The organism is Desulfuromonas sp. KJ2020 (assembly GCF_024197615.1).
Taxonomy (GTDB): Bacteria; Desulfobacterota; Desulfuromonadia; order Desulfuromonadales; family SZUA-540; genus SZUA-540.
In genome coordinates this window covers 1,640,015-1,661,692 of record NZ_JAKUKE010000001.1, presented here as the reverse complement: position 1 = coordinate 1,661,692, position 21,678 = coordinate 1,640,015, and the positions used below count along the sequence as shown (strand labels likewise).

At 54.9% G+C, this 21,678-nt stretch carries 21 protein-coding genes; 15 read left to right on the top strand and 6 right to left on the bottom strand.

Annotated elements, in window-relative coordinates:
- The 5 genes from MJO47_RS07635 to MJO47_RS07615 form a co-directional block, all read left to right on the top strand.
- A partial coding sequence (locus tag MJO47_RS07635; protein ID WP_253960522.1) for an integrase core domain-containing protein occupies positions 1-596 on the top strand: 596 nt, incomplete at its 5' end.
- Positions 597-699: 103 nt separating this feature from the next.
- On the top strand, positions 700-1,719 hold the full coding sequence (locus tag MJO47_RS07630; RefSeq protein WP_253960521.1) for an NAD-dependent epimerase/dehydratase family protein: 1,020 nt from the start codon (positions 700-702) through the stop codon (positions 1,717-1,719).
- On the top strand, positions 1,716-2,987 hold the full coding sequence (locus MJO47_RS07625) for a hypothetical protein (protein ID WP_253960520.1): 1,272 nt from the start codon (positions 1,716-1,718) through the stop codon (positions 2,985-2,987). Before MJO47_RS07630 ends, MJO47_RS07625 begins: the two co-directional genes overlap by 4 nt.
- A 167-nt stretch (positions 2,988-3,154) precedes the next feature.
- On the top strand, positions 3,155-3,424 hold the full coding sequence (locus MJO47_RS07620) for a DUF1778 domain-containing protein (protein ID WP_253960519.1): 270 nt from the start codon (positions 3,155-3,157) through the stop codon (positions 3,422-3,424).
- Positions 3,425-3,934, top strand: a complete 510-nt coding sequence (locus MJO47_RS07615) for a GNAT family N-acetyltransferase (protein ID WP_253960518.1) — start codon at positions 3,425-3,427, stop codon at positions 3,932-3,934. It abuts the gene before it with no gap.
- A gap of 7 nt (positions 3,935-3,941) precedes the next feature.
- Here MJO47_RS07615 and MJO47_RS07610 read toward each other — a convergent pair whose 3' ends face one another.
- The 3 genes from MJO47_RS07610 to MJO47_RS07600 all read right to left on the bottom strand — a co-directional run bounded on the left by MJO47_RS07610 (position 3,942) and on the right by MJO47_RS07600 (position 6,802).
- Positions 3,942-4,427: an HlyD family efflux transporter periplasmic adaptor subunit gene (locus MJO47_RS07610; RefSeq protein ID WP_253960517.1), complete on the bottom strand. Its 486-nt coding sequence runs from the start codon at positions 4,425-4,427 to the stop codon at positions 3,942-3,944.
- Between the two features lie 210 nt (positions 4,428-4,637).
- Complete coding sequence (locus tag MJO47_RS07605; RefSeq protein WP_253960516.1) at positions 4,638-4,820, bottom strand: DUF362 domain-containing protein; 183 nt, start codon at positions 4,818-4,820, stop codon at positions 4,638-4,640.
- A gap of 41 nt (positions 4,821-4,861) precedes the next feature.
- Positions 4,862-6,802, bottom strand: coding sequence for an aconitate hydratase (locus MJO47_RS07600; RefSeq protein ID WP_253960515.1), 1,941 nt, complete (start codon positions 6,800-6,802; stop codon positions 4,862-4,864).
- A gap of 462 nt (positions 6,803-7,264) precedes the next feature.
- Between MJO47_RS07600 and MJO47_RS07595 the strand changes: the two genes are divergently transcribed.
- From MJO47_RS07595 to MJO47_RS07560, 8 genes are all read left to right on the top strand, one after another.
- Positions 7,265-7,507 carry a hypothetical protein gene (locus tag MJO47_RS07595; protein ID WP_253960514.1) on the top strand — a complete coding sequence of 81 codons (243 nt, stop codon included), beginning with the start codon at positions 7,265-7,267 and terminating at the stop codon, positions 7,505-7,507.
- Positions 7,508-8,153: 646 nt separating this feature from the next.
- Positions 8,154-10,583, top strand: coding sequence for a heavy metal translocating P-type ATPase (locus tag MJO47_RS07590; RefSeq protein ID WP_253960513.1), 2,430 nt, complete (start codon positions 8,154-8,156; stop codon positions 10,581-10,583).
- Between the two features lie 119 nt (positions 10,584-10,702).
- Positions 10,703-10,930 (top strand): hypothetical protein, encoded by a 228-nt coding sequence (locus tag MJO47_RS07585; RefSeq protein WP_253960512.1) that lies wholly within the window; start codon positions 10,703-10,705, stop codon positions 10,928-10,930.
- 551 nt (positions 10,931-11,481) lie between these two features.
- Entirely contained in the window at positions 11,482-12,105 is a 624-nt protein-coding gene (locus MJO47_RS07580; protein ID WP_253960511.1) for a hypothetical protein, read from the top strand.
- Positions 12,106-12,210: 105 nt separating this feature from the next.
- The gene (locus tag MJO47_RS07575; RefSeq protein WP_253960510.1) at positions 12,211-13,839 is read left to right on the top strand and encodes a cytochrome c; all 1,629 of its coding nucleotides are present in this window, start codon (positions 12,211-12,213) and stop codon (positions 13,837-13,839) included.
- The gene (locus tag MJO47_RS07570) at positions 13,836-14,279 is read left to right on the top strand and encodes a ubiquinol-cytochrome c reductase iron-sulfur subunit (protein ID WP_253960509.1); all 444 of its coding nucleotides are present in this window, start codon (positions 13,836-13,838) and stop codon (positions 14,277-14,279) included. Before MJO47_RS07575 ends, MJO47_RS07570 begins: the two co-directional genes overlap by 4 nt.
- A 4-nt stretch (positions 14,280-14,283) precedes the next feature.
- Positions 14,284-15,333, top strand: a complete 1,050-nt coding sequence (locus tag MJO47_RS07565) for a cytochrome b N-terminal domain-containing protein (protein WP_253960508.1) — start codon at positions 14,284-14,286, stop codon at positions 15,331-15,333.
- A 20-nt stretch (positions 15,334-15,353) separates the two neighbouring features.
- Entirely contained in the window at positions 15,354-15,863 is a 510-nt protein-coding gene (locus MJO47_RS07560) for a PCYCGC motif-containing (lipo)protein (protein WP_253960507.1), read from the top strand.
- 525 nt (positions 15,864-16,388) lie between these two features.
- Here MJO47_RS07560 and MJO47_RS07555 read toward each other — a convergent pair.
- The 3 genes from MJO47_RS07555 to MJO47_RS07545 form a co-directional block, all read right to left on the bottom strand.
- A complete protein-coding gene (locus MJO47_RS07555; RefSeq protein ID WP_253960506.1) occupies positions 16,389-17,087 on the bottom strand; it encodes a TVP38/TMEM64 family protein in 699 nt (232 codons plus the stop codon).
- A 38-nt stretch (positions 17,088-17,125) separates the two neighbouring features.
- Complete coding sequence (locus MJO47_RS07550; protein WP_155875325.1) at positions 17,126-17,350, bottom strand: carboxymuconolactone decarboxylase family protein; 225 nt, start codon at positions 17,348-17,350, stop codon at positions 17,126-17,128.
- A gap of 380 nt (positions 17,351-17,730) precedes the next feature.
- Positions 17,731-18,546: a rhodanese-like domain-containing protein gene (locus MJO47_RS07545; protein WP_253960505.1), complete on the bottom strand. Its 816-nt coding sequence runs from the start codon at positions 18,544-18,546 to the stop codon at positions 17,731-17,733.
- A 1,014-nt stretch (positions 18,547-19,560) separates the two neighbouring features.
- Between MJO47_RS07545 and MJO47_RS07540 the strand changes: the two genes are divergently transcribed.
- Entirely contained in the window at positions 19,561-19,728 is a 168-nt protein-coding gene (locus tag MJO47_RS07540; RefSeq protein WP_253960504.1) for a hypothetical protein, read from the top strand.
- Positions 19,729-20,087: 359 nt separating this feature from the next.
- Complete coding sequence (locus MJO47_RS07535) at positions 20,088-21,422, top strand: hypothetical protein (RefSeq protein ID WP_253960503.1); 1,335 nt, start codon at positions 20,088-20,090, stop codon at positions 21,420-21,422.
- Positions 21,423-21,678 lie beyond the last annotated feature (256 nt).

Below are 21,678 nucleotides of genomic sequence, written 5' to 3'. Positions count from 1 at the left end.
GGCTGAAGCGGCTGGCTAAAGTCGAGCGCGAACTCGAAGAAAAACGAAAAAGAGAAGCCAGACGCTACAACAAATCATATCCTGGAGAGCTGGTTCACTTCGACAGCAAGCGGCTCCCGTTGATCAAGGGCGAAGATCAGACGCTGCCACGCGAGTATCTGTTCGTCGCCATTGATGATTATTCCCGGGAACTCTATGCAGGGGTATTCCCGGACAAGACACAACACAGTGCCGAACTCTTTCTGCGTCAGGTGGTCGATGAATGCCCTTACACCATCGAATACACCTACTCAGACAACGGCAAAGAATTTAAAGGCACTGGCGAACATGCTTTCGTCAAGGCTTGTAACGAACTCGGTATCGGCCAGAAGTTTACGCGGATCAGCCGGCCCCAGACCAACGGCAAAGCCGAGCGTGTTATCCGCACAATCATGGAGATGTGGCATCAGCAGGAGACGTTCAAAGATCGTAAGAACCGCCATTTCAGCCTGCTGCGCTTCATCAACTTTTACAACACGGTCAAGCCCCACAAGGGCATTGACGATCTAACGCCATACGAAAAATTGCTGGATCATTTCTATGGCTTAAAAGTGTAAACAACGCGTTCAGATCTAACAGCTTAGGCGATGCAATAACTTGTGCTATGATTCGCCGGATCATTTACTTAATTACAGGTTCTAATAAAAAATCCGGTATGGAGTGTTTCAATTGGACGGAAAACGAATTTTCATTACGGGGATAGCCGGTTTTTTAGGGAGTCATATTGCGGACAGGTGTCTGGCTGAAGGGTACCGTGTTTCGGGATGTGACAACCTGACGGGTGGCTACCTTGACAATGTTCCGACTGGCGCGGGGTTTCATCAAATCGACTGCAATGATTTTGCGCCACTGGCCGCCTTGATGAAAGACGTCGACATTGTCTACCATTGCGCTGCCACCGCCTATGAAGGCCTCTCCGTATTCAGCCCCCATCTGGTCACCCGGAACGTTGTCACGGCGACCAGTGGCGTTGTTTCCTCGGCAGCGGCCGGAGGTGTGAAGCGCTTCGTGCTCTGTTCGTCCATGGCCAGGTACGGCACGAATAAGGTTCCGTTTACCGAGGATATGGTGCCGGCTCCTCAGGATCCCTACGGCATCGCCAAATGGTGTGCGGAACGGCTGCTGGCCAATATTGCCGAAACCCACGGGATGGAGTGGATGGTGGCGGTTCCCCACAATATCATCGGGCCGCGGCAGCGCTACGACGATCCTTATCGTAACGTGGCCGCTATTTTCATCAACCTGATGCTGCAGGGACGTCAACCCTATATCTACGGGGACGGCAATCAGAGACGCTGCTTCAGCTTTGTCTCCGACGTGGTCGATCCCCTTCTGCGGATGGCCACCGACGACCGCTGTGTCCATGAGGTCATCAATATCGGCCCCGACGATGAGTTTGTGACCATCAACGAATTAGCCGCCACTATTGCCAGACTGCTCGATTTTGATCTGAAACCGAACCGGATCGATAGCCGTCCCCAGGAGGTTTTCTTTGCCAACTGCTCCGCCGACAAAGCCCGGCGACTCCTCGATTACCAGCCGAAGGTGAAACTCGAAGAGGGATTGGCCGTGATGATCGACTGGATAAAATCTCGCGGCCCCCGCCCCTTTTTACACAATGTGGAGCTGGAAATAGACGGGCCGCTCGCGCCGAAGACCTGGTCAAAGAAGATCCTGTGACAAAGTTGTACGCTTACGAAACAGACGGCGACGGGCTCGCACAAAAAGCCGCCACTTTGTTGGCGGAGGCCACGGCGTTGGAGGGTGCGCTGCATCTGCCCGGAGTGCGCGATGACTATCGATCCCGGCTGGAGCAGGTGGTGTTACTAGCCACACGGGCGCTGGACACTGTAGCGGAAAGCGAAGAGATTGCCTTGCTCCAGTGGGTGCTGGTGCGGGCTCAAGGGGCCCGGGCAGAGGATGCGCGCTATGGTGCCGGACAGCTCTCGCGTGGATCTCAGCGCGCGCCAACATTGGAGGACTGTGAAGACGGCTGGCAGCGCGTCGAGCAGATCGCCTGCACGGCCGAAGAGGCGGCATTGGCGGCCGCACGTTTTGCCCGGCTACTTGATACGGCCAAAGCAAAAGCAATTGCCCACAGAGCTGAAGCTGCCGCAAAAGCCGCGAGGAACATCGTCATAGAGCGCAACCGCGCGTACACTTTTCATGCTGATCCCGGCTTTTCCTTTGGCGAAGGCTGGTACCTGGCTGCTGCGGCATTATTTGCCGGACTTCCCATCCAGATTAGACCTGGCGCTACCCAGGAATTGCAGGCCAAACGCTTTCTGCGCGATGCCGGGCTGGAAGAATCCCTTCGCCCTTACCGATCTCGTCCGGCGAGCCCCAAGCATCTGACGCATATCATCGCTGAGGCTTTTCACGCCGATGCGGCAGGAGCACAGGTCGCCCTTCGCACCGCGTTTTTGGGAGACGAATCGCCAGCGGCTTCCTTAAGATCATGGATCGATGGCCATGTGGGAGGGAATCCAGAACAGAAGGTGCTGCTTTGGGTACGAACGGGTGACCACGATGCCCTGCGCAATACCTGTTTCGATGAGTTGCGTCAGCTTTCTGAGCTGGTCTTGAATGCCGGGCTCACGCCCATTTTTTTCGGCGATGCTGTTCCTCTTGAGCTTGTACCGCCAGGCGCAGTCAACCTGACCCTTTGCTGGAAAGAGCCGCTCTTCCAGGGGCCGGACATGCGCCGAGCGCAACTGCACCTGTTTGAAGAGTTGAGATGCCGCCACGGCCTGGTGGGCCAGATTGGCGTCACCACGGCGGGCATGGACGGACCGGCGCTTATGGGATTGCCCACCCTTTATCTCACGCAGGAACGCAACGTCCGACTGGGCAAGTGGGTGGGAGCCGTTCCGGGATATCAAGAAGTCGTGCGGGAGCCGGGCTATCTTGAAATCATTCGCACCACCCTGCATCAATGGCAGCAGTGATCCCCAGGTTGGCTCAGGGGATGGATCTTTGTGTGTAAGCTCGCGGCGATTCATGTCGCGCACGAGGGGCAGAAAAGGATCAACGCCAAAACGGCCCCACCTCGTTGCCATTTTGGCGCCACTATGTTAACCTTACAGCAAATCACCCATACATGGAGGATGACGTCATGGCGGCAAAAGTCGAAACACGCATTTCAGCACGAGTCCCCGAGCACGTTTACGAGACTCTTACCCGCGCGGCCGAGTTGTGCGGTGCGACGATGAATCAATTTCTGGTTCAATCTGCACTCGATCGAGCGCGTACAGTGATCGAAGAGGAGAGCCTTATTCGCTTGGACGCGGAGGCAGCAAGGCGGTTTTTCGACGCGATTGAGAACCCGCCAGCGCCGAACGAGAAATTGCTGGCGGCCTTCCGCACTCATAAGGAGCGGCTATAAATGCTTCGCATCGAACTTCTTTCGAGGGGACACGACCGGGAAGGCTTTACCTGCGGCGAGGGGGACTTGGACGACTATCTCAAAAGGACCGCTCGTCAGCACAACGACAAAGGGATCTCCCGCACCTTCGTCCTTGTCGACTCGGCTGAACCGGAGGAGATCCTGGGCTTTTTCACCCTGACGAGCTGCGAAGTCGTGGCAGTGGAACTGCCTCCCGAATACGCGAAGAAATACCCGCGCAAAGCACCCGCGGCCAAACTGGCTCGACTGGCGGTGGCGAGGGATCGACAGCGCCAAGGATTCGGTGGTCTCATGATGGTCGATGCCATGCGGCGCACTTTGTCCGTTGCAGAGAACATCGGGATTATAGGATTTTTTGTGGATGCGAAGAACCAGGGCGCCCGCGCATATTATGAGCAGTATGGCTTCGTCGCCCTGCCCGACCATCCGCTCGCCCTCTTTTTGCCGCTGGCTACGCTGGCTGCAGCGGTGGAAGCCATTGGCGCTTAGCGAGCGTCTATCTTTCCCGACCCGCCTCGTGCCACGCCTTTCTGACGGGAGACAGCAGGTACTCCATCACCGTACGACTGCCTAAATGAATTTCCGCATGGGTCTGCATGCCGGCCGTAAGAGGGAAGCGTCTCCCGTCTGTTTCCAGGTGCATGGATTTCAGCCCCACGAGGGCCCGATATACCAGAGGTTGCCCACTTTCCCTCGGGTCGTTTGACGCTCCCATGGCATCGTCTGCCGCATCCGCGCTCACATGAGTAACGGTTCCTTCGATCATCCCATATTTCTGGAACGGGAAGTCGGCTATCTTGAGTTTCACGGATTGTCCCTGCCGAACAAAACCGATGTCATCGTTGGAGACCCAAACCTCGGCACGCATTTTTTCTTCCTTGGGCACCAAGGTAAGAAGAACTGTGCCGGGTTGCACGACTGTCCCGGCGGTATGGGTAGCGATATCTTTGACGATGCTGTCCTGTGATGCCTTTAGCTCCATGAGTTCATTGCGGTGGGACTGCTTTGCAACCTCTTGGGTGAGCTTATCGACCTGCCCCTGAATATCATTACGTTCTACGTGGAGATTTCGTCGATAATCGGTCTCAATCTGGACAAGTTTTTTTTCCGATTGCTCGATACTTGCCCGCGCTGATTCGATTCATTTCGCAGGAAATCAGATTGTTCAGCCGATCTCTTTCTAGTCACAAAATCAAGCTGTGGTCTCCCATCGAATGACATCCACCGGGCAGACCTCATCGCAGGCACCGCAGTCGATGCATACCTCTTTGTCAATCACATGCACATCCCCCGTGTCGGCGATGGCGTTGACCGGACAGACCGCCGCGCAGGCCCCGCAATTGATGCAGCCGTCGAGGATATGATGGGTTCCCATGATGAGCTCCTTTCTCTTGATTATGGTGGGCTATAAATCAGCTATTGAATGGCCAATTCCTTCTTGATGTAGCCGAGGGTTCCACCAGCCAACAGGTGTTGCCGCTGGCGGTCGGAAACCTCCAGCAACGTCAAAATCTCGCGGTCGCCTATCCGGACAGGGATTTCGGTGTCGCCGCGCTCCAGGCGTCTACGCAGGTCGTCGAAAATCAGCCGGTCGCCAAGTTGAATGGAATCGAAGTCCTTTGGATTCTGGAAAGTGAGGGGCACGATGCCAAAGTTGCATAGATTGGCCTTGTGGATACGAGCGAAGCTTTTAGCGATTTTCACTCTTACGCCTAGGTAGCGTGGCGCCAGGGAGGCGTGTTCGCGGCTGCTCCCTTGGCCGTAATTCTCGCCGCCGATCACGACAGCGTCGCCCATCTGTTTGATGCGACCGACGAATTCCGGATCGACCAGGTGAAAGACGTACTCGCTGATGGCGGCAATGTTAGAGCGTAGCGGCAGGATCTCACTACCGGCGGGCATGATGCCGTCGGTGGAGATATTGTCTTTGACCTTGATCGCCACTTTGGCCTCGATGGTAGCGGGTAATGGGTCGAATTCGGGGAAAGGCTGGATATTCGGCCCGCGTTTGACCTCGGTTTGGCGCAAGCTCTCGCTGGGGCAGATGATAGAAGCTTCATCGACCCGATACTGTTCCGGGTCCTTGATGCGAGGATAGTCCATTTCGCGACCCAGCTCGCGGGGGTCGGTGATCTCCCCCTTCAGGGCGGCGGCAATGCCGGTTTCCGGGGAGCACAGATAGACCTGATCGTCCTTGGTTCCGGACCGGCCCGGGAAGTTCCGGGGAAAGGTACGCAGGGAGACCTGTCCCGTGCCCGGCGCCTGCCCCATGCCAATGCAGCCCAGGCAGCCACTCTGGTGGATACGGGCGCCGGCCTGCAGAAGGTCCATGACGCCCCCATGGTCGGCCAGATTCTCCAGAACCTGGCGGCTGCCGGGATTGATGTGCAATGAGGCATCGGAGTGGACGTGACGTCCCTGGATGATTCGCGCCGTCACCATCAGGTCACGAAAGGAGGAGTTGACCGATGAGCCGATGATGACCTGATCAACCTTGGTTCCGGACACCGCCCGGACCGTCTTGACATTGCCGGGAGAGGACGGACAGGCGATCAGCGGCTCGACTTTGGACAAGTCGAGTTCGGCGTGCTCGTCGTAATCGCAGCCGGTATCGGCCTGCAGCTCGCGCCAGGCATCGCCGCGCTGCTGCGCCTGCAGGTATTCCTGCGTCCGTCGGTCGGATGGGAAGATGCTGCTGGTGGCGCCGAGTTCGGTCCCCATGTTGCCGATGGTTTCGCGGTCGGTGGCGGAGAGAGATTCGACCCCAGGGCCGTAGTATTCAATCACCTTGCCGACGCAGCCCTTGACATCGTAGCGGCGCAGCATCTCGAGGATCACATCCTTGGCGCTGACCCAGTCCGGTAACTCACCGGTGAGCCGCACTCCCAGAACCCGCGGGCAGGGGAAATAATAGGGGTAACCGGCCATGGCCATGGCCACGTCGAGGCCGCCAGCTCCGATGGCCAACATCGACACCCCGGCAGCGCCCGGAGTGTGGCTATCGGCGCCAAGCATGGTCAGCCCGGGGCGGCCAAAACGTTCCATATGCACCTGGTGGGAGATGCCGTTGCCCGGACGACTGAAATAGATGCCGTAACGGGCGCAGGCGGTCTGCAGGTAACGATGGTCGTCGGCGTTTTTGAAGTCAGTCTGCAACAAGTTGTGGTCGACGTACTGGGCCGCCAATTGGACCTTGACCCGATCAAGGCCGAGGGCTTCGAACTCAAGCATGGCCATTGTTCCAGTGGCGTCCTGCAGCAAAGTATGATCAATGCGCAGGCCGATTTCCTCGCCCGGAGTCAGACGCCCTTCGACCAGGTGCTCGGCCAGAATTTTTTGCGTGAGGTTACGGGCCATAAGCAAGTCTCCTCGCAGAGCGGAAGGTTATTTGCGCCAATCACTGGCCAAAGCTTCTGAATGCATTGAGATCGCTGTATCCACTCCCATGTGCATTGGTCGGCTTTTGCCCTGCAGTGAAAGGCTTTGCCGTATAAGGTAAAATTCTATCGGCCATCACCACCCTGTCAAGGTGTCGTTTTCGGCGCAAATTCGGACAGATCCGTGAAAACTAAGGAGCCACACGCCTTAATTCGTTGTACGTATGGCAAGGCACGTGGTTGGCATTTAGATCAGGGTACATTATATCTTTTGGTATTATATCAATCGATATAATGTGCCTTACCTTTGGCAGGTCGGTAGATTCCCGCAACCTGCCAAAATGGGATGACCTGGTCATATGAGCTTGTCGGGATTTGGATTTTTGGTGGGAGTTCGCCATAGTTGCAGTTATGAAAACCTAAAGGAAATGATGTCACACATATGTCTAATATGGCTCTTTTTCTTCTTCTACTGACCATCTTCATGCTCATCATGGTCGTCATTATTGTTCACGACAAAATTGTCGACAAAAAGACCGGAGCCAAAGGGAAGAGTCTTGACGAAATGAAAAGCGACAAAGAGCGGGCTCTGGAAGTTCTGGCTCAATTACCGCCCGACGCTACCTTCGAGCAAATTTTGGAAAAATTTCACTCCAATTCGGAATGTGGCAAAGAGTCAAGATAAACTTCTGATAATTGAGCCCAGCCTTGCTCCATATTCGGTGCAAGGGTTTTTAACAAAAACGCCCGCAGCTTGCTGCGGGCGTTTTGATTTGACTGGGCTATAAAAGATCAGATGACCTCATCAAGTCAGTGTGTTCTCCTTCAACCTGAAGGGTTATCGTCATCGACGTTGAGGTGCGATTGCGCCAGAACCAACCGTGTTTTCCGTCAAACTCTGCGACGAGCTCCCCTTCTTCACGCTGGGAGCGCCCTTTCTGCCAACTCCTGTAATTGATCTTGTGCTTGTCAATCGGCATCGAAATCTGGCCCATCAACGGCGTCCAACCTCGGCCCACTGCGAAACCGTTTTGTATCTAATTTCATTGGGTTGTAATGTTTTACACTTTTGGCCCATGTGCTGATAGTGGGTCAAAAGTGACAGCCGATCAACAGGTGCAATGGCATGGTGCAGTGGAGTGACATAATGCAATGGATGACCCCTTGTATGCTTACTCAGAACTGAAACGGGAGGTCCAATCAAGCAAAACCGATCATAAGTAGTAAAATTAACGTAGTTTTCTTTTTTCGAAAGTACAGACAGAGGGCGGTACTGCGAATCTGGAAAACAGGTTTCAATGAATTCTTTCCCGAGAGAGAAGGTGTAAATCATGAGAGATCCTGTATGCGGCATGGAGGTTACCCCCGACTCCAAAGGCGGAACAACACAGTGGCAGGGAGAAACCTATTCTTTCTGCTCGGATAAATGCCGAGAGAAGTTCGCGGCTGATCCCAAAGCCTATATAACCAAGGATCCGGTCTGCGGCATGACCGTAAGCAAGAAGAAAAACGCCGGTTCTCATACCCACAAGGGGACCGAATATCTGTTTTGCTCGACCAAGTGTCGGGAAAAATTCGTGGCCGATCCCGAGGCCTATCTTCACCCGCAGCCGAAGACATCCGATCCGGCTGTTGCGTCGAGAGAATACACCTGTCCGATGCACCCCGAAATTATCCAGCAGGGGCCAGGAAGCTGTCCCAAGTGCGGCATGGACCTGGAGCCTTTGAGTGCGTCAAGCGACGACGCTGAAGAGGAAGAGGCGGTTATTCGGAGTTTGAAGCGCAAAACTCTTGTTGCCGGCGCGCTGACCCTGCCCGTTCTGCTTCTCGCTTTCGATAGCATGATTCCAGGGCTCTCCTTTGAAGGGTTCCTTTCAGCGAAGCTTCAAGGCTGGTTGGAGCTTATTCTGGCGACACCCGTCATTCTGTGGGCGGGCAGCATGTTTTTCACTCGAGGCTGGCGATCCATCGTCAACCGCAGCCTGAACATGTTCACACTGATCATGCTGGGTGTCGGTGCGGCCTATGCTTATAGCGTCGTGGCGGTTCTGTTTCCGGAACTTTTCCCGGATTCCTTCCGCATGCATGGTGAAGTCGCCCTGTATTTCGAGGCGGGCACGGTCATCACAACCCTCATCCTGTTCGGGCAGTGGCTCGAAGCCCGCGCCCGGCGGCAGACCGGTAAAGCCATCCAGAGTTTGCTGGGCCTCGCGGCCAAAACCGCTCACCGGGTCAAGGAAGACGGTGAAGAAGAGGAAGTGGAGATCGACGCCATTGAAAAAGGCGATCGCCTGCGCGTGCGGCCCGGCGAAAAGGTTCCTCTCGACGGCGTCATTCTCGACGGAAAAAGCACGATTGACGAATCCATGCTCACCGGCGAGCCGATCCCGGTGAAGAAAGGCGAGAATGACAAGGTCATCGGCGCCACAGTCAACCAGACAGGCAGCTTCGTCATGCGCGCTGAGGCCGTGGGAGAGGAAACCATGCTCGCCCGGATCGTAAAAATGGTCGCCGAGGCCCAACGCAGCCGGGCACCAATTCAGAAACTGGCCGACCAGGTCGCTGGCTATTTTGTACCTGCGGTCGTGCTGACCGCCCTGATCGCTTTCGTGGTCTGGGCCGCCTTCGGCCCGGCGCCAGCCATGGCCTACGCCATCGTGGTCGCCGTTTCTGTGCTGATTATCGCCTGCCCCTGCGCGCTGGGTCTGGCCACCCCCATGTCGATCATGGTCGGTGTCGGCAGAGGTGCCCAAAACGGCATCCTGATCAAAAACGCCGAAGCCATCGAACGCGCTGAAAAGGTCACGCACCTCATCACCGACAAGACCGGCACGCTCACCGAGGGCAAGCCCTCAGTTGTCGATGCGCAAGCGCCAGACGACGTTAGAACCGTCGACTTGTTGCGTCTGGCGGCGGCCGTCGAGTCTCAGTCTGAACATCCCCTCGCCCGGGCTGTTGTCGATAAGGCGAAGCAAGAGGATCTGGAACTGCCGGACATCACCGACTTCGAGAGCACGACCGGTGGCGGCGTCCAGGCCAGAGTCGAAGGTGCGCTGATTCGTATCGGCAAAAGGACATTCCTCGAAGCGGCAAACATCACCATCCCCGCCGCGCTGACGAAGGAGGCGGAGCGCCTGCAAGGTGAGGCCAAGACCGTCATCTGGGCGGGACGCGACGATCAGCTCCTCGGCCTCATCGCCATAGCCGATCCGATCAAAAAAACCTCGAAGGAGGCTATCGAATCGCTGCACGAGATGGGGATCATCGTGGTCATGTGCACGGGGGATAATCTGCGCACTGCCAAAGCTGTGGCCAAAGAACTGGGGATCGACGAAGTGCATGCCGAAGTCTCTCCCGAGGACAAACAACGCATTGTCAATGAATTGAAGGCCAAGGGACACCGCGTTGCCATGGCGGGTGACGGAATCAATGACGCGCCCGCCCTTGCTGCCGCCGATGTGGGTGTCGCCATGGGCACAGGCACGGACGTTGCCATCGAAAGTGCCGGGCTGACCCTGGTGAAGGGCGACCTGCGCGGCATTGTGAGTGGCTTACGCCTCAGCCGCGCGGTTATGCGCAATATCCGCCAGAACCTGTTTTTCGCCTTTATCTACAATGCAACCGGTGTACCTATCGCAGCAGGAGTGCTCTATCCCATCTTCGGTATCCTGCTCAGCCCGATGATCGCCGGTGCCGCCATGGCCTTCAGTTCCGTTTCGGTCATCAGCAACGCCTTACGACTGCGCAAGGTCACGCTTTAATCGGGGAGAAAACCTTATGCGACCACACACAAGCAATCGGCGGGAACCAGACAATCCGGTCATAATGAATTTTATAAGCACAACTACTCAAACCCGAAATTGAAACGGAGGGTCATACCATGATGGGGAATCATATGTATAACAACACCATGTGGGGAGGGCATTGGCTGTGGATGCTGGTGATCGGCATTGTGGTCGTCATCCCGGTCTGGCGTATCTGCCAGCGCGCAGGATTTCCGGGCTGGCTGGGAATTCTCATTCTGATTCCCGTCGCTAATCTCTTTTTACTTTATTTCATTGCCTTTGCAGATTGGCCCATAGAAAAAACTGGTGGTCATAATGGTTAAGTGTTGAGTGCCACGAGATCGCTGACACTCAACAGGTTTATCCGATTATTTATCACCCTTTATGATGTTCCGGGATCTCACCTCCTCTGTTTTATGGAGGGGGATGTGACTATTGGAGCGCTTTGTAGTCAACGACCTACTGTATGATGATGGTGAGTTGGATGGAGAAGTGGTCAGGGAGACGGCTATCTGCCAAAGTCCTGCAGAAGCCTCTCGAGAGATCTATCGATATTATTGGAAGACCAACCGGGCTGTCGGACTGTTTTTTGTGGGATAATCTACAGCCTTTGGCAATATTCAACAGGGGCAGGCTGGAGAAAACCAATGGCGCGCGGATTACGTTCTGAAAAACAGGAATGAGTCTGCGATCAAGGTGTTACCTGGACCCTGCATTTGACGGCCTCCCGGGCCCCGATAGCCGTTCCTGGAGCAGAGGGATGGGGGTTTGGCCTGAAACCTGCTAAAAAGAACTGAGTCCGCCCAGAACCTTTATTTGGCCCCTGTCGTTTATGCCTGGCTGGGGCCGGCACAAATCTGGAGAGTATTGACAAATGAAACGCCTTGTCTTTTTTCTTCTGCTGCTGGTTGTTCCGCTAACGGCGTTCGGTACAACCATTGAAGTGGCGCCTGGCGTCCTTTTACATGTCGAATTGCCCGGTGACCACTGGCAGGTCAGTGACTCGCCTCCCGAGCCCCTGGTGCAGGAGACCGCTGCCCACCTGCGGCAGGAGATGCTGAGAAAGGCCGGGAAAGAAGATCCAGCAGAAGTGGCACGCGACATCCTTTCCGTTAATGAGCTTTTTATTGTCAATGCCGAAAGTGGCGCCTGGCTGGCTGTTGATTTCAGCGCTCTTAGAGAGGGCGAACCGGCTCCTGGGCGGCGAGCGGTGAAGCGGTCGGCGGCCTTCGCCGGACAGGCCTTGCAAGGCGAAGAAGGGCTCAGCGACGTGAAGCATGACGTCGAGAAAATACGAATCCCGGGGGCCCAATACGCCTATCAGCTTGAAGCGACCTATCGCAGGCATGATGAACCGGTTTTGTTTTGTGGCGTGATCGGTTTTGCCGATCGTCATTGGTTTTACCTGTACTACACGGACTTCAAGCGCAATCCGGAAGATTACCGCGAGATGAAGGAGATCCTCCGCTCTATCAGGCTAAAGGTGGAGCGGAGCTGATTGGCCAGCATTGATCAGGCCCTGAACGCTGGTCGTCAGGACGGTAGCAGGAGCGCCGCTGCAACAGGATGATTTCGGGGGAATGCGTTGACACAAGACAACCAAATGCCAAAAGAAGAATCCCCACCCCCCCGCTGGATACCCCCCCTGCTGGCCGTCGCCAGTTTGCTGGTGCTGGCCGCGTCCCTGCTCGCCCTCCTGACCGGTGACAATCATGATCATCAATTCCATGGGACTATCGCGGATATTACTGTCAACCTGGGCGGCAGCCCCGTCCGTGAACATTGCACGACCTGTCATACGGAGGGAGGACGGCCCACCTGGGAAGGCACCCACTGGATGAGCTCCTCGCATCCTGATATTACTCCTCACGCGCCGGAACGCCTGGGCTGCACGGGCTGTCATCTGGGTGAAGGGATGGCGATGGACCGTACATTCTCCCATGGCCTGCCTGGACTGGGAGGGCGGCAGGTGCTGCAGGGACAGCAAGTGCAGGGACGATGCTATGTCTGTCATGAGCTGGAAGTTCTGCCGGGAGCAGAGAAGGCCTGGAACGGCTACCGGCTTTTTCGGCAAAAGGCCTGCTATCTCTGTCACTATCTGAACGGCATGCCTGAAGGCAGTGGGTTCGGGCCGGATCTGAGCCATGTCGGTTCCCAGCTGGGGCTGGCTCAACTGGAAAAGGCCATTCGAGACCCCCGCGCCGAGCCTGACAACTCGACCATGCCGCGCTTTCCCCTCTCCCGCAATCAGGTGCGTGACCTCACTTATTTTCTCAAGGGCCGGGTGGAGGCGCCTCTCTTTACCTCGCCCATGTGGGTAACGGCAGGTCGCCCCGCTGTGGCGGTACCGGACGTCGTCCCCGAAGATTCCTCTCTGGTGGCGGGAGAACGACTTTTATGGCAGGGAGGCTGTCTGGCCTGTCATCAATATAAAGAGGAGGATGGTCGCATTGCTCCTGACCTCACCTATGTAGGCAAGATGCGTGACAGGGATTACCTTGAAGGTTTTCTGGAACATCCGTCGCGGTTGATCCCTGGAGCTGCCATGCCGACATCCCTGCTGAACGCCGCAGACAAGGTGGAACTGGTCGAATTTTTGGCGGGAGCCACCTCCGAAGAGGCGCATCATCTGGAGGCGAAAAAAGTCTATATGCATCACTGTCAGCGATGCCATGCTGCCAATGGCGACGGCAAAGGACTTATCCAACCCAATCTGGCCCAGTTTCCGCGGGCTTTTCTGGGCAATGACGAGTTTTTTCGGCGGGTCACTGATTCACGGTTGCGGGACAGCCTCGCCCGGGGCATATCCGGGACCTCCATGCCGCCTTATGAGCATGTTTTGTCCGCAAAATCCCGAGAGGACCTGCTCGATTTAATCTTCCAATCCTTCATCGGGATCTCTCGGGAAGACAAGGTGGAGGAGACACCGCTGCCTCCCAGGCCGGATGCCCTGCCTCTGCAACGGGCTGAACGCCTCTATGACCGGTTTTGTGCAGAATGCCACGGGAGAAGCGGCACCGGCAAAGGACCCAAGGCCAGCAGGCACCTGCCGCGTCCCCGCAATTTGACCAACGCTCCCTTTTTTACAGCCGTTGAGGATGAACGCATTCTGCGAGGTATTCTCAATGGTGTCTCCGGGACCGCCATGCCTGCATGGCGGGGAGTGGTCAGCGACGAGGAGGCGTGGGCCCTGGTAGAGAAAGTCCGACGATTCTCAGGAGGCCGACCATGAATCGGCGCCAGTGGTTGTTTCGCGCAATCTCCATGCCCGCCTTAGCTGTGGCAGGTGCTGCCCTCGGTGGTATTTTTTCGCAGGTCTGGCTGGCCGCGGGCCGTTTTTCTTCAAGACACTGGTCTGACGTGACGGCGGTGGACAGCCTTCCTGAAGAGGGAACCAGCGCCTTTCCCGGCCAGCGTGTCGCCCTTTTGTGCCGGGGGGAGGATATTGGCGCGTTGAGTCTTGAATGCACCCATTTGGGGTGCCTGCTCAACACCGTTGACCAGGGATTTTTCTGCCCCTGTCACGGCAGTGAATTCGCGTCTTCGGGCAAAGTCCTATCGGGACCTGCTTCCCGGGACCTCGACTGGCTGCCCGTGCGCATTCAAAACGGACGGGTTTGGATTCAGGGCGGCACCCGCCTTGATTCGCCCCTCTGGATTAAGCGAGGTTAGGTCCATGCCGCCGTCCAAACGTCACTTTTTCAGCCACCTGCACCCCGTCATGGTCTACCGGCGCACGCTTTCGCCATCGACGACCCTAGGACTGGGCATGGCCTGCCTGACCTGCCTAGGGGTCCTGTTGGTCACTGGGGCGACCTTGTTCCTGTACTATACGCCGGATACAGCCGTGGCCTATGAGCGAATCCTGCACATCACCACGACCCTTTATTTTGGGCGTCTGATTCGGAATCTCCACTTCGTTGCAGCCAATGGGCTCATCGTTCTGGTGTTTCTCCATATGGCGCGCGTCTTTTTCACCGCGGCCTACAAGTCGCGCTCTTTGAACTGGCAATACGGCTTGGTTTTACTACTCCTGGTTCTATTCGCCAATTTTACGGGCTATGTGCTTCCCTGGGATCAGGTTGCCTATTGGGCGACCAAGGTGGCCTCCTCCCTTGCCGAGTATATCCCCTTTATCGGTGGCGGGCTGCGCCGCTTCTTGCTGGGCGGTTCCCAGGTCGGCGTGGAAACCCTGCTGCGTTCCTTCGCTTTTCATGCCGGCGTGATCCCACCACTTATCGTGGGTTTTACTGGCCTGCACCTCTGGCGCATTCGCAAAGACGGTGGACTTGCCTCACCACCCCATCAACTAGGCGATAAAATCCCGGCGGATCCCTGGCTTTACCGCGCCGAAGCAAGCGTGGCGCTGCTAACCCTTGCCCTTCTCCTTTTTCTCGCCCTGGGAGTCGATGCCCCGCTCTTTGAGCGTGCCGATCCGAATCATCCGCCCAATCCGGCGAAAGCGCCCTGGTATTTTGTCGGTTTTCAGGAACTGGTCGGCTATTCAGCCTTTTGGGGTGGTGTTGCCGTTCCTCTGTTTCTTTTTATTTTCTTTGTGCTCTCGCCACACCTTGACCGAACTGCGAGTCCGCCGGGTATGTGGTTTGCCAGGGACCGCTTCCTGCTCAATGTCTTTTTTAGCGCTCTTCTGCTGAGCCAAGTCGGTTTTATCATTGTTGGACAATGGTTTCGTGGCCCCAACTGGGGCCTGATCTGGCCTTTTTAACGAACTGAATGGAGGTTTTTATGAAAACGAACATTTTTCGTCTGACTTCGATCATGGCTACTGTTTTGGTCTTCTTGTTGGCCGCGGGCCATGTATTTGCCGGCGATGACCAGGAATTCAACCGCATACTCAATCTCGGCATGGCCGACTTGACCCAGGAATCCCTGGCGCTTCTTGACAGCAAATACCCTGATGAAGACTGGGATGCTGTTAAATTCCCCCAGTATGTTTTTACCAGCGATTCGGTGGAGGCAGGCTACATGATTGCGGTAAAGGAGCCAGAACTTCTTAAGAAATTCAAGTGCTACTGCTTCTGCGACACCATGGGCCATGCCGATCTGAGTTGGTGCTTTCTCAAGAAGGGGAAACTCAAAAAAGGATTTGACGATCACGGTTCCGACTGCAACATCTGTTACGGCCAGGCCATGATGGCCCTTTTGTGGCAAGAGGCGGGTTTTTCAGCAGAAAGAATGACCCTCGGGTTTGAGAAAAAATTCGCCAAGCTGATTGAACAGTTTGGGAATAAATAATTGGGCAGAACGCACGGAGGAAGAGTGCCAACCTGCTTTTCCTGATCAGGAGTTAGTCATGGGATCTAGGCATCGCTCCATGCAGTCAGTCTGACGCTGACATGGATCGCCGTTTCTCTCAGAACCTGTTTTTCTCGTTCTTTCAGACGTCCGATTCATGGCACGGAACGTATCTAAGACCATGATACGTTCCGTGCCTCAAATGAAATCCGGTTCAGGGCAAAACGTTAAAGTGCTTTTTTTCAAGAACCCGTAATCTTTCCTGTAACACGCCAAGGCTCCTGATCCACCAGCCATAAGATAGACAAGCCTCGTCGGCCCAGACCAGCCTGGACGATAGAATGCGGTTGTTCCCCGACAAGCGATCCCCAACGAGGTCAATCTATGATGGCACATGGCGTTCTAGCCTTTTAGTATCAACAGCAGGCCATCTACATGGTGCTGATTGCCCGGCCAGGCCTACCAGCCTTTTTGATATGGCGCAAGCAAGGCATCAGTACTCTCCCTTTGGCAATTTGTCGCGACCTAAGCTTCGGATTGCTTTTCGCTCTTTCTTGCCCAATGCCACTTATGACTAAGAATTGGCACCAGGGAAAAGCCCCCCAACAGCACAAAGGAACCAAGGACTCTTGGCGAGACGATTCCAGCCATCGACTCAATGGAAGCAAGACTCGCTCCCGCGTTGACATAGACAAAAGCTCCCGGAAGAATGCCCACGAAGGTTCCCAGGAAGAACGTGCGAAGGGGCAGTCTTGTTAACGCCGCTACGAGGTTGATGAGAAAAAAGGGGAAAATGGGAACAAATCTCAGGAACAGCAGATAGTTTAGTCCATCCCTTTCAAGGGCTACATTCAGCGTATCCCATTTTGACCCGACCCTTTTCTGCGCCCATCCACTCAAAAGGTAACGAGACACCAGAAACGCACAGGTCGCTCCCAGGGTGGCTCCAGTTACAGCAAAAAGCGTCCCCTGGAAGACCCCGAATAGAGCCCCTGCAGCCAGGGAGAGCAGCAAAGCCCCTGGAAGGGAAAGCGCTGTCTGAATGATGTAGACCAGGATAAAAGCAATCGGAGTGATCAGCCGATTCCTGGCATAAAAGGCCTCCAAAGCATCCCGGTGCGTTTTAATACCTTCCAGCGACAGGAAGCGATTCAGGTCAAGGCCGATAAACAAAGCCACAAGTCCTGCCAAAATCAGGACCAAAAGGATTTTCTTTTTCTCCATGGGGTCTCCAGACATTTTAATGTGGAACGGATTTGCGCCTATTTCCCGTTATTCAACGAAACTGACTTTCCCGGCTCGATGCCAAAGGCGCGATTGAAGCGGGCACTAAAATTCTCCAGGGCGATGGCTGCCGTCAATTCCACCATCTGTACTTCATTTAATTGCGTAGAGAGCTTTTCAAAAAGTTCGTCCGTAACACGTGAAGGCGTGGCCGTGACAGCCTCGGCATAGGCCAGGACATTTTTCTCCAGGTCGGTGAACATGTCGCTGCTGCAGTAATTGGCAAGAGCAGCAATTTCTTCGTGGGTTATTCCCGCCTCACGGGCGAGACGATTCGTCAGATCAATTCAGAACGCGCACTCGACCTGCCGTGCCGTCCAATACATGGCAAGCCTCTTCAATCTCTCGGGCAGTTCACCCGGGGTGCGGACCGAACGGCCCAAGCCAAGGAACGATTTTAGAATGCTTGGTTTCCAGCCATACACCCACAGAGGGGTTGGTACTCCGCCAGAGCGCGATCCCATAATCTTGAACAGAACCCGCAACCAGACAGGACCTTTGGATTTCTCAATTCCAGCAATACGCATAGTTTTTTTCCTCCTATTTATTGACTTGTTTTCTTAACGCCCCCCAATGGCGCGGTTTAATGGCTTCGCGAGGCGGTTCGAATGGTCCTGTTGACGGGCAGTGCCTTGTTGTTGGCCCATTCAATCCAGGAACCGTCGTAATTTTCGACGCGGTACCCGAGTCCCAACAGAACCAGGGTCGCATAGGAAGAACGGATCCCGGTTTGGCAATGGGCCACGATGTCCTGCTCAGGCGTGATTCCGACCGCCGTGAGCAAGGCCCGAATCTCCTCCTCGCTCTTAAGTACACGGACACCGTCGACCTCCTTCTGCAGGTTCGTCCAATCCAGATGAACAGCACCGGGAATGTGTCCGCCGCGCTCGGCCCGAATATCGGATCCATCGAATTCCTTGTAGCTTCGCGTATCCCAAACCATCACCCCAGGATTTCCCAGACGGGTCAGAATATAGTCTGTCTCTGCCCGGATATCTCTGCCTGGCTGGCAATGATAGCCTGCCGTCGACACCACCTTCGTGGGGAGAAACGCTGTGGGGCCGTTTTCCTTGGCCCACTTGTTAAAACCACCATCCAGGACATAGGCCCGTTCGTGTCCGTGGTATCGGAGAGTCCAGATAAATCGTGCGGCGTACGGGTTGTCATCCTCGGCATAGGCGACCACGGTCGTATCCGGTGTAATGCCATAGCGATCCATTAGGGACGCGAACTCCGATACTGTTGGAACCAGGCTTTTGACCCCGCCCCGGGTGGACAGAAATTGCTGTTTCGGAATACTGAGCGCCCCGTCAATGTGACCGAGAAGATACATAGGGGTCACACGTACATCGACAATTTTGACCTGGTGCCGGCGCTTGGCCAGCCAATCGGTTGTCACGAAAAAATCACCCAGCTCGGCAAAGGCCGAAGAGGCTGAGAAGATGAGCCCAAGGCCCCCCAACAAAAATACCAACACAATCTTCCGCACAATACACCTCCGTCGAAAATGGTTTGTCTGCCCTCGAAACGTGCTTGCAACCATATTCTAACCCTACCATTTAAGTCAATAATAAATTCTTCTATACATCACTTTTAAGCAGTAGTTTAAACATGTCTGCTAATTTTATTTACGCACATTTTGGTGTGCTTTATCGGGCAAAGTGAGGGGATGAGTGCTTCGATTTTCGCGATGGGATATTGAATGGGAGAACTTGCAGGCGTTCGCACGCTTAGTGTTTTTGGAATCAATTATTTTAAAATATCGAGGACTAAAAGACGGGAAGAGCTGGGGTCTCGGTTTACAGGCTTTCTGGAGGGTTTTAGCTAGAGGCGCAAAAAGACGGACAGATATTGCATTCTGGCCGCAAAAAAGTCGTGTCGATTTCCAAGCGCACCAGACTCAAAGCCACGAATGAAGTTCGGGAATAAACAATCGGACGGAATGCACAGAGGTTGAATGACAGCCGGCTTCCTCTGATCAGGAGTTGGCCATGATATCCAGGCTTCGCTCTATGCTTGCCGCCCTGCCTTGACATGAATCGCGGAATATTCTTCATCTGGGAGAGAATATTCCGCACATCGGTTGCTGGCCGTTTCGCGCAGAAACTTTTTTCCGTTTATTTTCATACGCTTGCCCCATGGCAGATTCATGGCACGGAATGTGTTTAAGACAAGGGTACAGTGTGCCTCCATTGAGGCGTGGTCCTGGGTAAGACCTTAAAGTGCCTTTTTTTGCCAATGACTCATTCTGAAATGCGTTGCCCCTTTTCTCCAGAAGAAAAAGGTCAAATGAGCTGCAAAAAGCCATAGTCACTGTGGCATTCAAGGGCGCTCCACCATCCTGGCCTGACTACGAAAGCATGGGAAGTTCCACTGTCAACGGAAACGCTTATCCGATCTCAAGATGACTCAGATGTCTGATGACAAAGATTCCATAGAAAACCCTGATAAGGGGACAAAGGCACTTGAGGTGCAGATTAGGGCGGCTCGGGAGAAGGCCGAACTTTTTGACGCGATTATCCATGTCCTTCGGGAAGATTACGGAGTCACTGTCGAGAAAAAGCGTTTAGACAAGTCCTAGCACAGAAAAAAAACCAAAACGTGCGTATTTGCAGGATGTTCCATGAAATGGGCCTTCTGCCCTTACTGTGGCCACTCCCTTCCATCGCAGCCAAAGACCGCGCCAGCCTTCCCCACCAGTCGTGAACCATCACGGGAGCAAGATAGTCCGTAGGGACTGGTCAAGCTTAGACAATGCAGCGACATATGGGTTCAGATTTCTTTGGTTCAGAGCATTCAGGCTCATCAGGAAAACAGGTCCGACCCCGTTTTGCTATAGAAAAACTGACACTTACAACACTTCGGAAAAATACCCTTTCAGGGTAAACCTCTTCGCTCCGCCTTCGTCTAATGAGAAACTTTCTTTCCCAGGAGTAATCAATGCAAGCAAAAACCGTTTTTCTAAAGAGAATTCAGTTCTGGTTAGTGAGTGCCGGCATGGCTCTCCTTGTCACCGGCTGCGGAGGATCCGGCAGCAGCGACCCAGCGCCGGCTGAGCAACCGGCCCCGGCGTCGACCGTGATCGGCACGCTGAGTACAACGGACAGTGGCCAGGTTGCAACCCTGGCGGTGGTCTCCGAAACGCAGCCTACTCTCACTCTCGACGATAGCACCACGGAAATACCCCTTGGTCCTCAGGGGTATTTTGAGGTAAGGGGCATTGCCGACGGGGATCATTCGCTCTATCTGCACCACATGTCCGGACAGGTCACGGAGATCCCTTTTCGAATGCTGGAAGGACGTGGTCTGAATCTCGGCACCCTAACCATCCGAGACGGTGCTCTCGTGGAGCACACCGGATTTAACGGCTACCACTTCGGCTTTATCGATGAAAACGGGGACGGCATCAACGACAACTTCATCGACGCCGATGGCGACGGCATCTGTGATCGAGGAGGGCTGTACGCTGGGTATACCTACATGATGGAAGCAGGGTTCGTCGATGCAGACGACGATGGCATCAACGACCTGTTCCGCGACGCCGACGGCGACGGTATAAACGACTTAAACCAAATGGCCTACGGGCACGGGTTTGGTTTCGTGGACACCAACGGCGACGGCGTCAATGACCGTTTCGTAGACGCTAACGGCGACGGCATTTGCGACCTTACAGGCATGCCCTTCCGTCACTCCTTCGGATATCAGGACGAGAATGGGGATGGCATCAATGACCTTTTCGTCGATGCAAACGGCAATGGCTACAACGACCTGATCGCGATGCCCTATATGCCGATTCCTGGCTGGGTTGACTTGGATGGTGATGGGATAAATGACTATTTCAGAGACGCCAACGGTGACGGCATCGGCGATCTGTCTGACTTGCCCATGTCCTATGCCCACGGATTTGGCTGGGTCGATGCGAATGGCGACGGTATTAACGACCGCTTTGTGGATGCAAACGGGGATGGCATTAACGACTATGCGGGAGGCCCCTACGCAGAGATGTCCTATCGCTACGGATTCGGTAGCCGCCATCAGGACGACAACGGCGACGGGATCGATGACCAAACCGGCCGCCCCTATTGCATGGGTTTCGGTTGGGTTGATGCAAACAATGATGGCATAAACGATGCCTTCGTCGACACCAACGCAGACGGGGTCAACGACTTTACCGGATACCGCTACGACAGGGGTTACACCATGGAGTCCGGGCACCAGGGATATAGGGACGGAGCAATCGATTGGCCTATGCACGGCGGTGGGATGATGATGTAGTTCACTCCGCGCCCCGAAGCCAAAGCCCGCAGAATCCCACCGGAATCTGCGGGTTTTTTTTTACTGGAAAGTCGGAGCTCTTCGGACGAGTGTTCCTATAGACTTAACGGCGACTCCAATCACCTCATATTGCGGCGGATCAATCTGGTCTGTGTGGCCGAAGTGTTTTTGTGACCAATTTGAGTTTGACAAAAAAGCATTTTTTGTATAAAAACATACTGCATCCACCGGACAAATCCTATCCTGGCAGAAGATC

Excerpts from the sequence above, each read along its gene's own strand:
- MJO47_RS07620 (WP_253960519.1), top strand. The coding sequence starts at position 3,155 with ATGGCGGCAAAAGTCGAAACACGCATTTCAGCACGAGTCCCCGAGCAC.
- MJO47_RS07615 (WP_253960518.1), top strand. The coding sequence starts at position 3,425 with ATGCTTCGCATCGAACTTCTTTCGAGGGGACACGACCGGGAAGGCTTT.
- MJO47_RS07610 (WP_253960517.1), bottom strand. The coding sequence starts at position 4,427 with ATGGAGCTAAAGGCATCACAGGACAGCATCGTCAAAGATATCGCTACC.
- MJO47_RS07605 (WP_253960516.1), bottom strand. The coding sequence starts at position 4,820 with ATGGGAACCCATCATATCCTCGACGGCTGCATCAATTGCGGGGCCTGC.
- MJO47_RS07600 (WP_253960515.1), bottom strand. The coding sequence starts at position 6,802 with ATGGCCCGTAACCTCACGCAAAAAATTCTGGCCGAGCACCTGGTCGAA.
- MJO47_RS07595 (WP_253960514.1), top strand. The coding sequence starts at position 7,265 with ATGTCTAATATGGCTCTTTTTCTTCTTCTACTGACCATCTTCATGCTC.
- MJO47_RS07590 (WP_253960513.1), top strand. The coding sequence starts at position 8,154 with ATGAGAGATCCTGTATGCGGCATGGAGGTTACCCCCGACTCCAAAGGC.
- MJO47_RS07585 (WP_253960512.1), top strand. The coding sequence starts at position 10,703 with ATGATGGGGAATCATATGTATAACAACACCATGTGGGGAGGGCATTGG.
- MJO47_RS07580 (WP_253960511.1), top strand. The coding sequence starts at position 11,482 with ATGAAACGCCTTGTCTTTTTTCTTCTGCTGCTGGTTGTTCCGCTAACG.
- MJO47_RS07575 (WP_253960510.1), top strand. The coding sequence starts at position 12,211 with ATGCCAAAAGAAGAATCCCCACCCCCCCGCTGGATACCCCCCCTGCTG.
- MJO47_RS07570 (WP_253960509.1), top strand. The coding sequence starts at position 13,836 with ATGAATCGGCGCCAGTGGTTGTTTCGCGCAATCTCCATGCCCGCCTTA.
- MJO47_RS07565 (WP_253960508.1), top strand. The coding sequence starts at position 14,284 with ATGCCGCCGTCCAAACGTCACTTTTTCAGCCACCTGCACCCCGTCATG.
- MJO47_RS07560 (WP_253960507.1), top strand. The coding sequence starts at position 15,354 with ATGAAAACGAACATTTTTCGTCTGACTTCGATCATGGCTACTGTTTTG.
- MJO47_RS07555 (WP_253960506.1), bottom strand. The coding sequence starts at position 17,087 with ATGGAGAAAAAGAAAATCCTTTTGGTCCTGATTTTGGCAGGACTTGTG.
- MJO47_RS07550 (WP_155875325.1), bottom strand. The coding sequence starts at position 17,350 with ATGTTCACCGACCTGGAGAAAAATGTCCTGGCCTATGCCGAGGCTGTC.
- MJO47_RS07540 (WP_253960504.1), top strand. The coding sequence starts at position 19,561 with ATGTCTGATGACAAAGATTCCATAGAAAACCCTGATAAGGGGACAAAG.
- MJO47_RS07535 (WP_253960503.1), top strand. The coding sequence starts at position 20,088 with ATGCAAGCAAAAACCGTTTTTCTAAAGAGAATTCAGTTCTGGTTAGTG.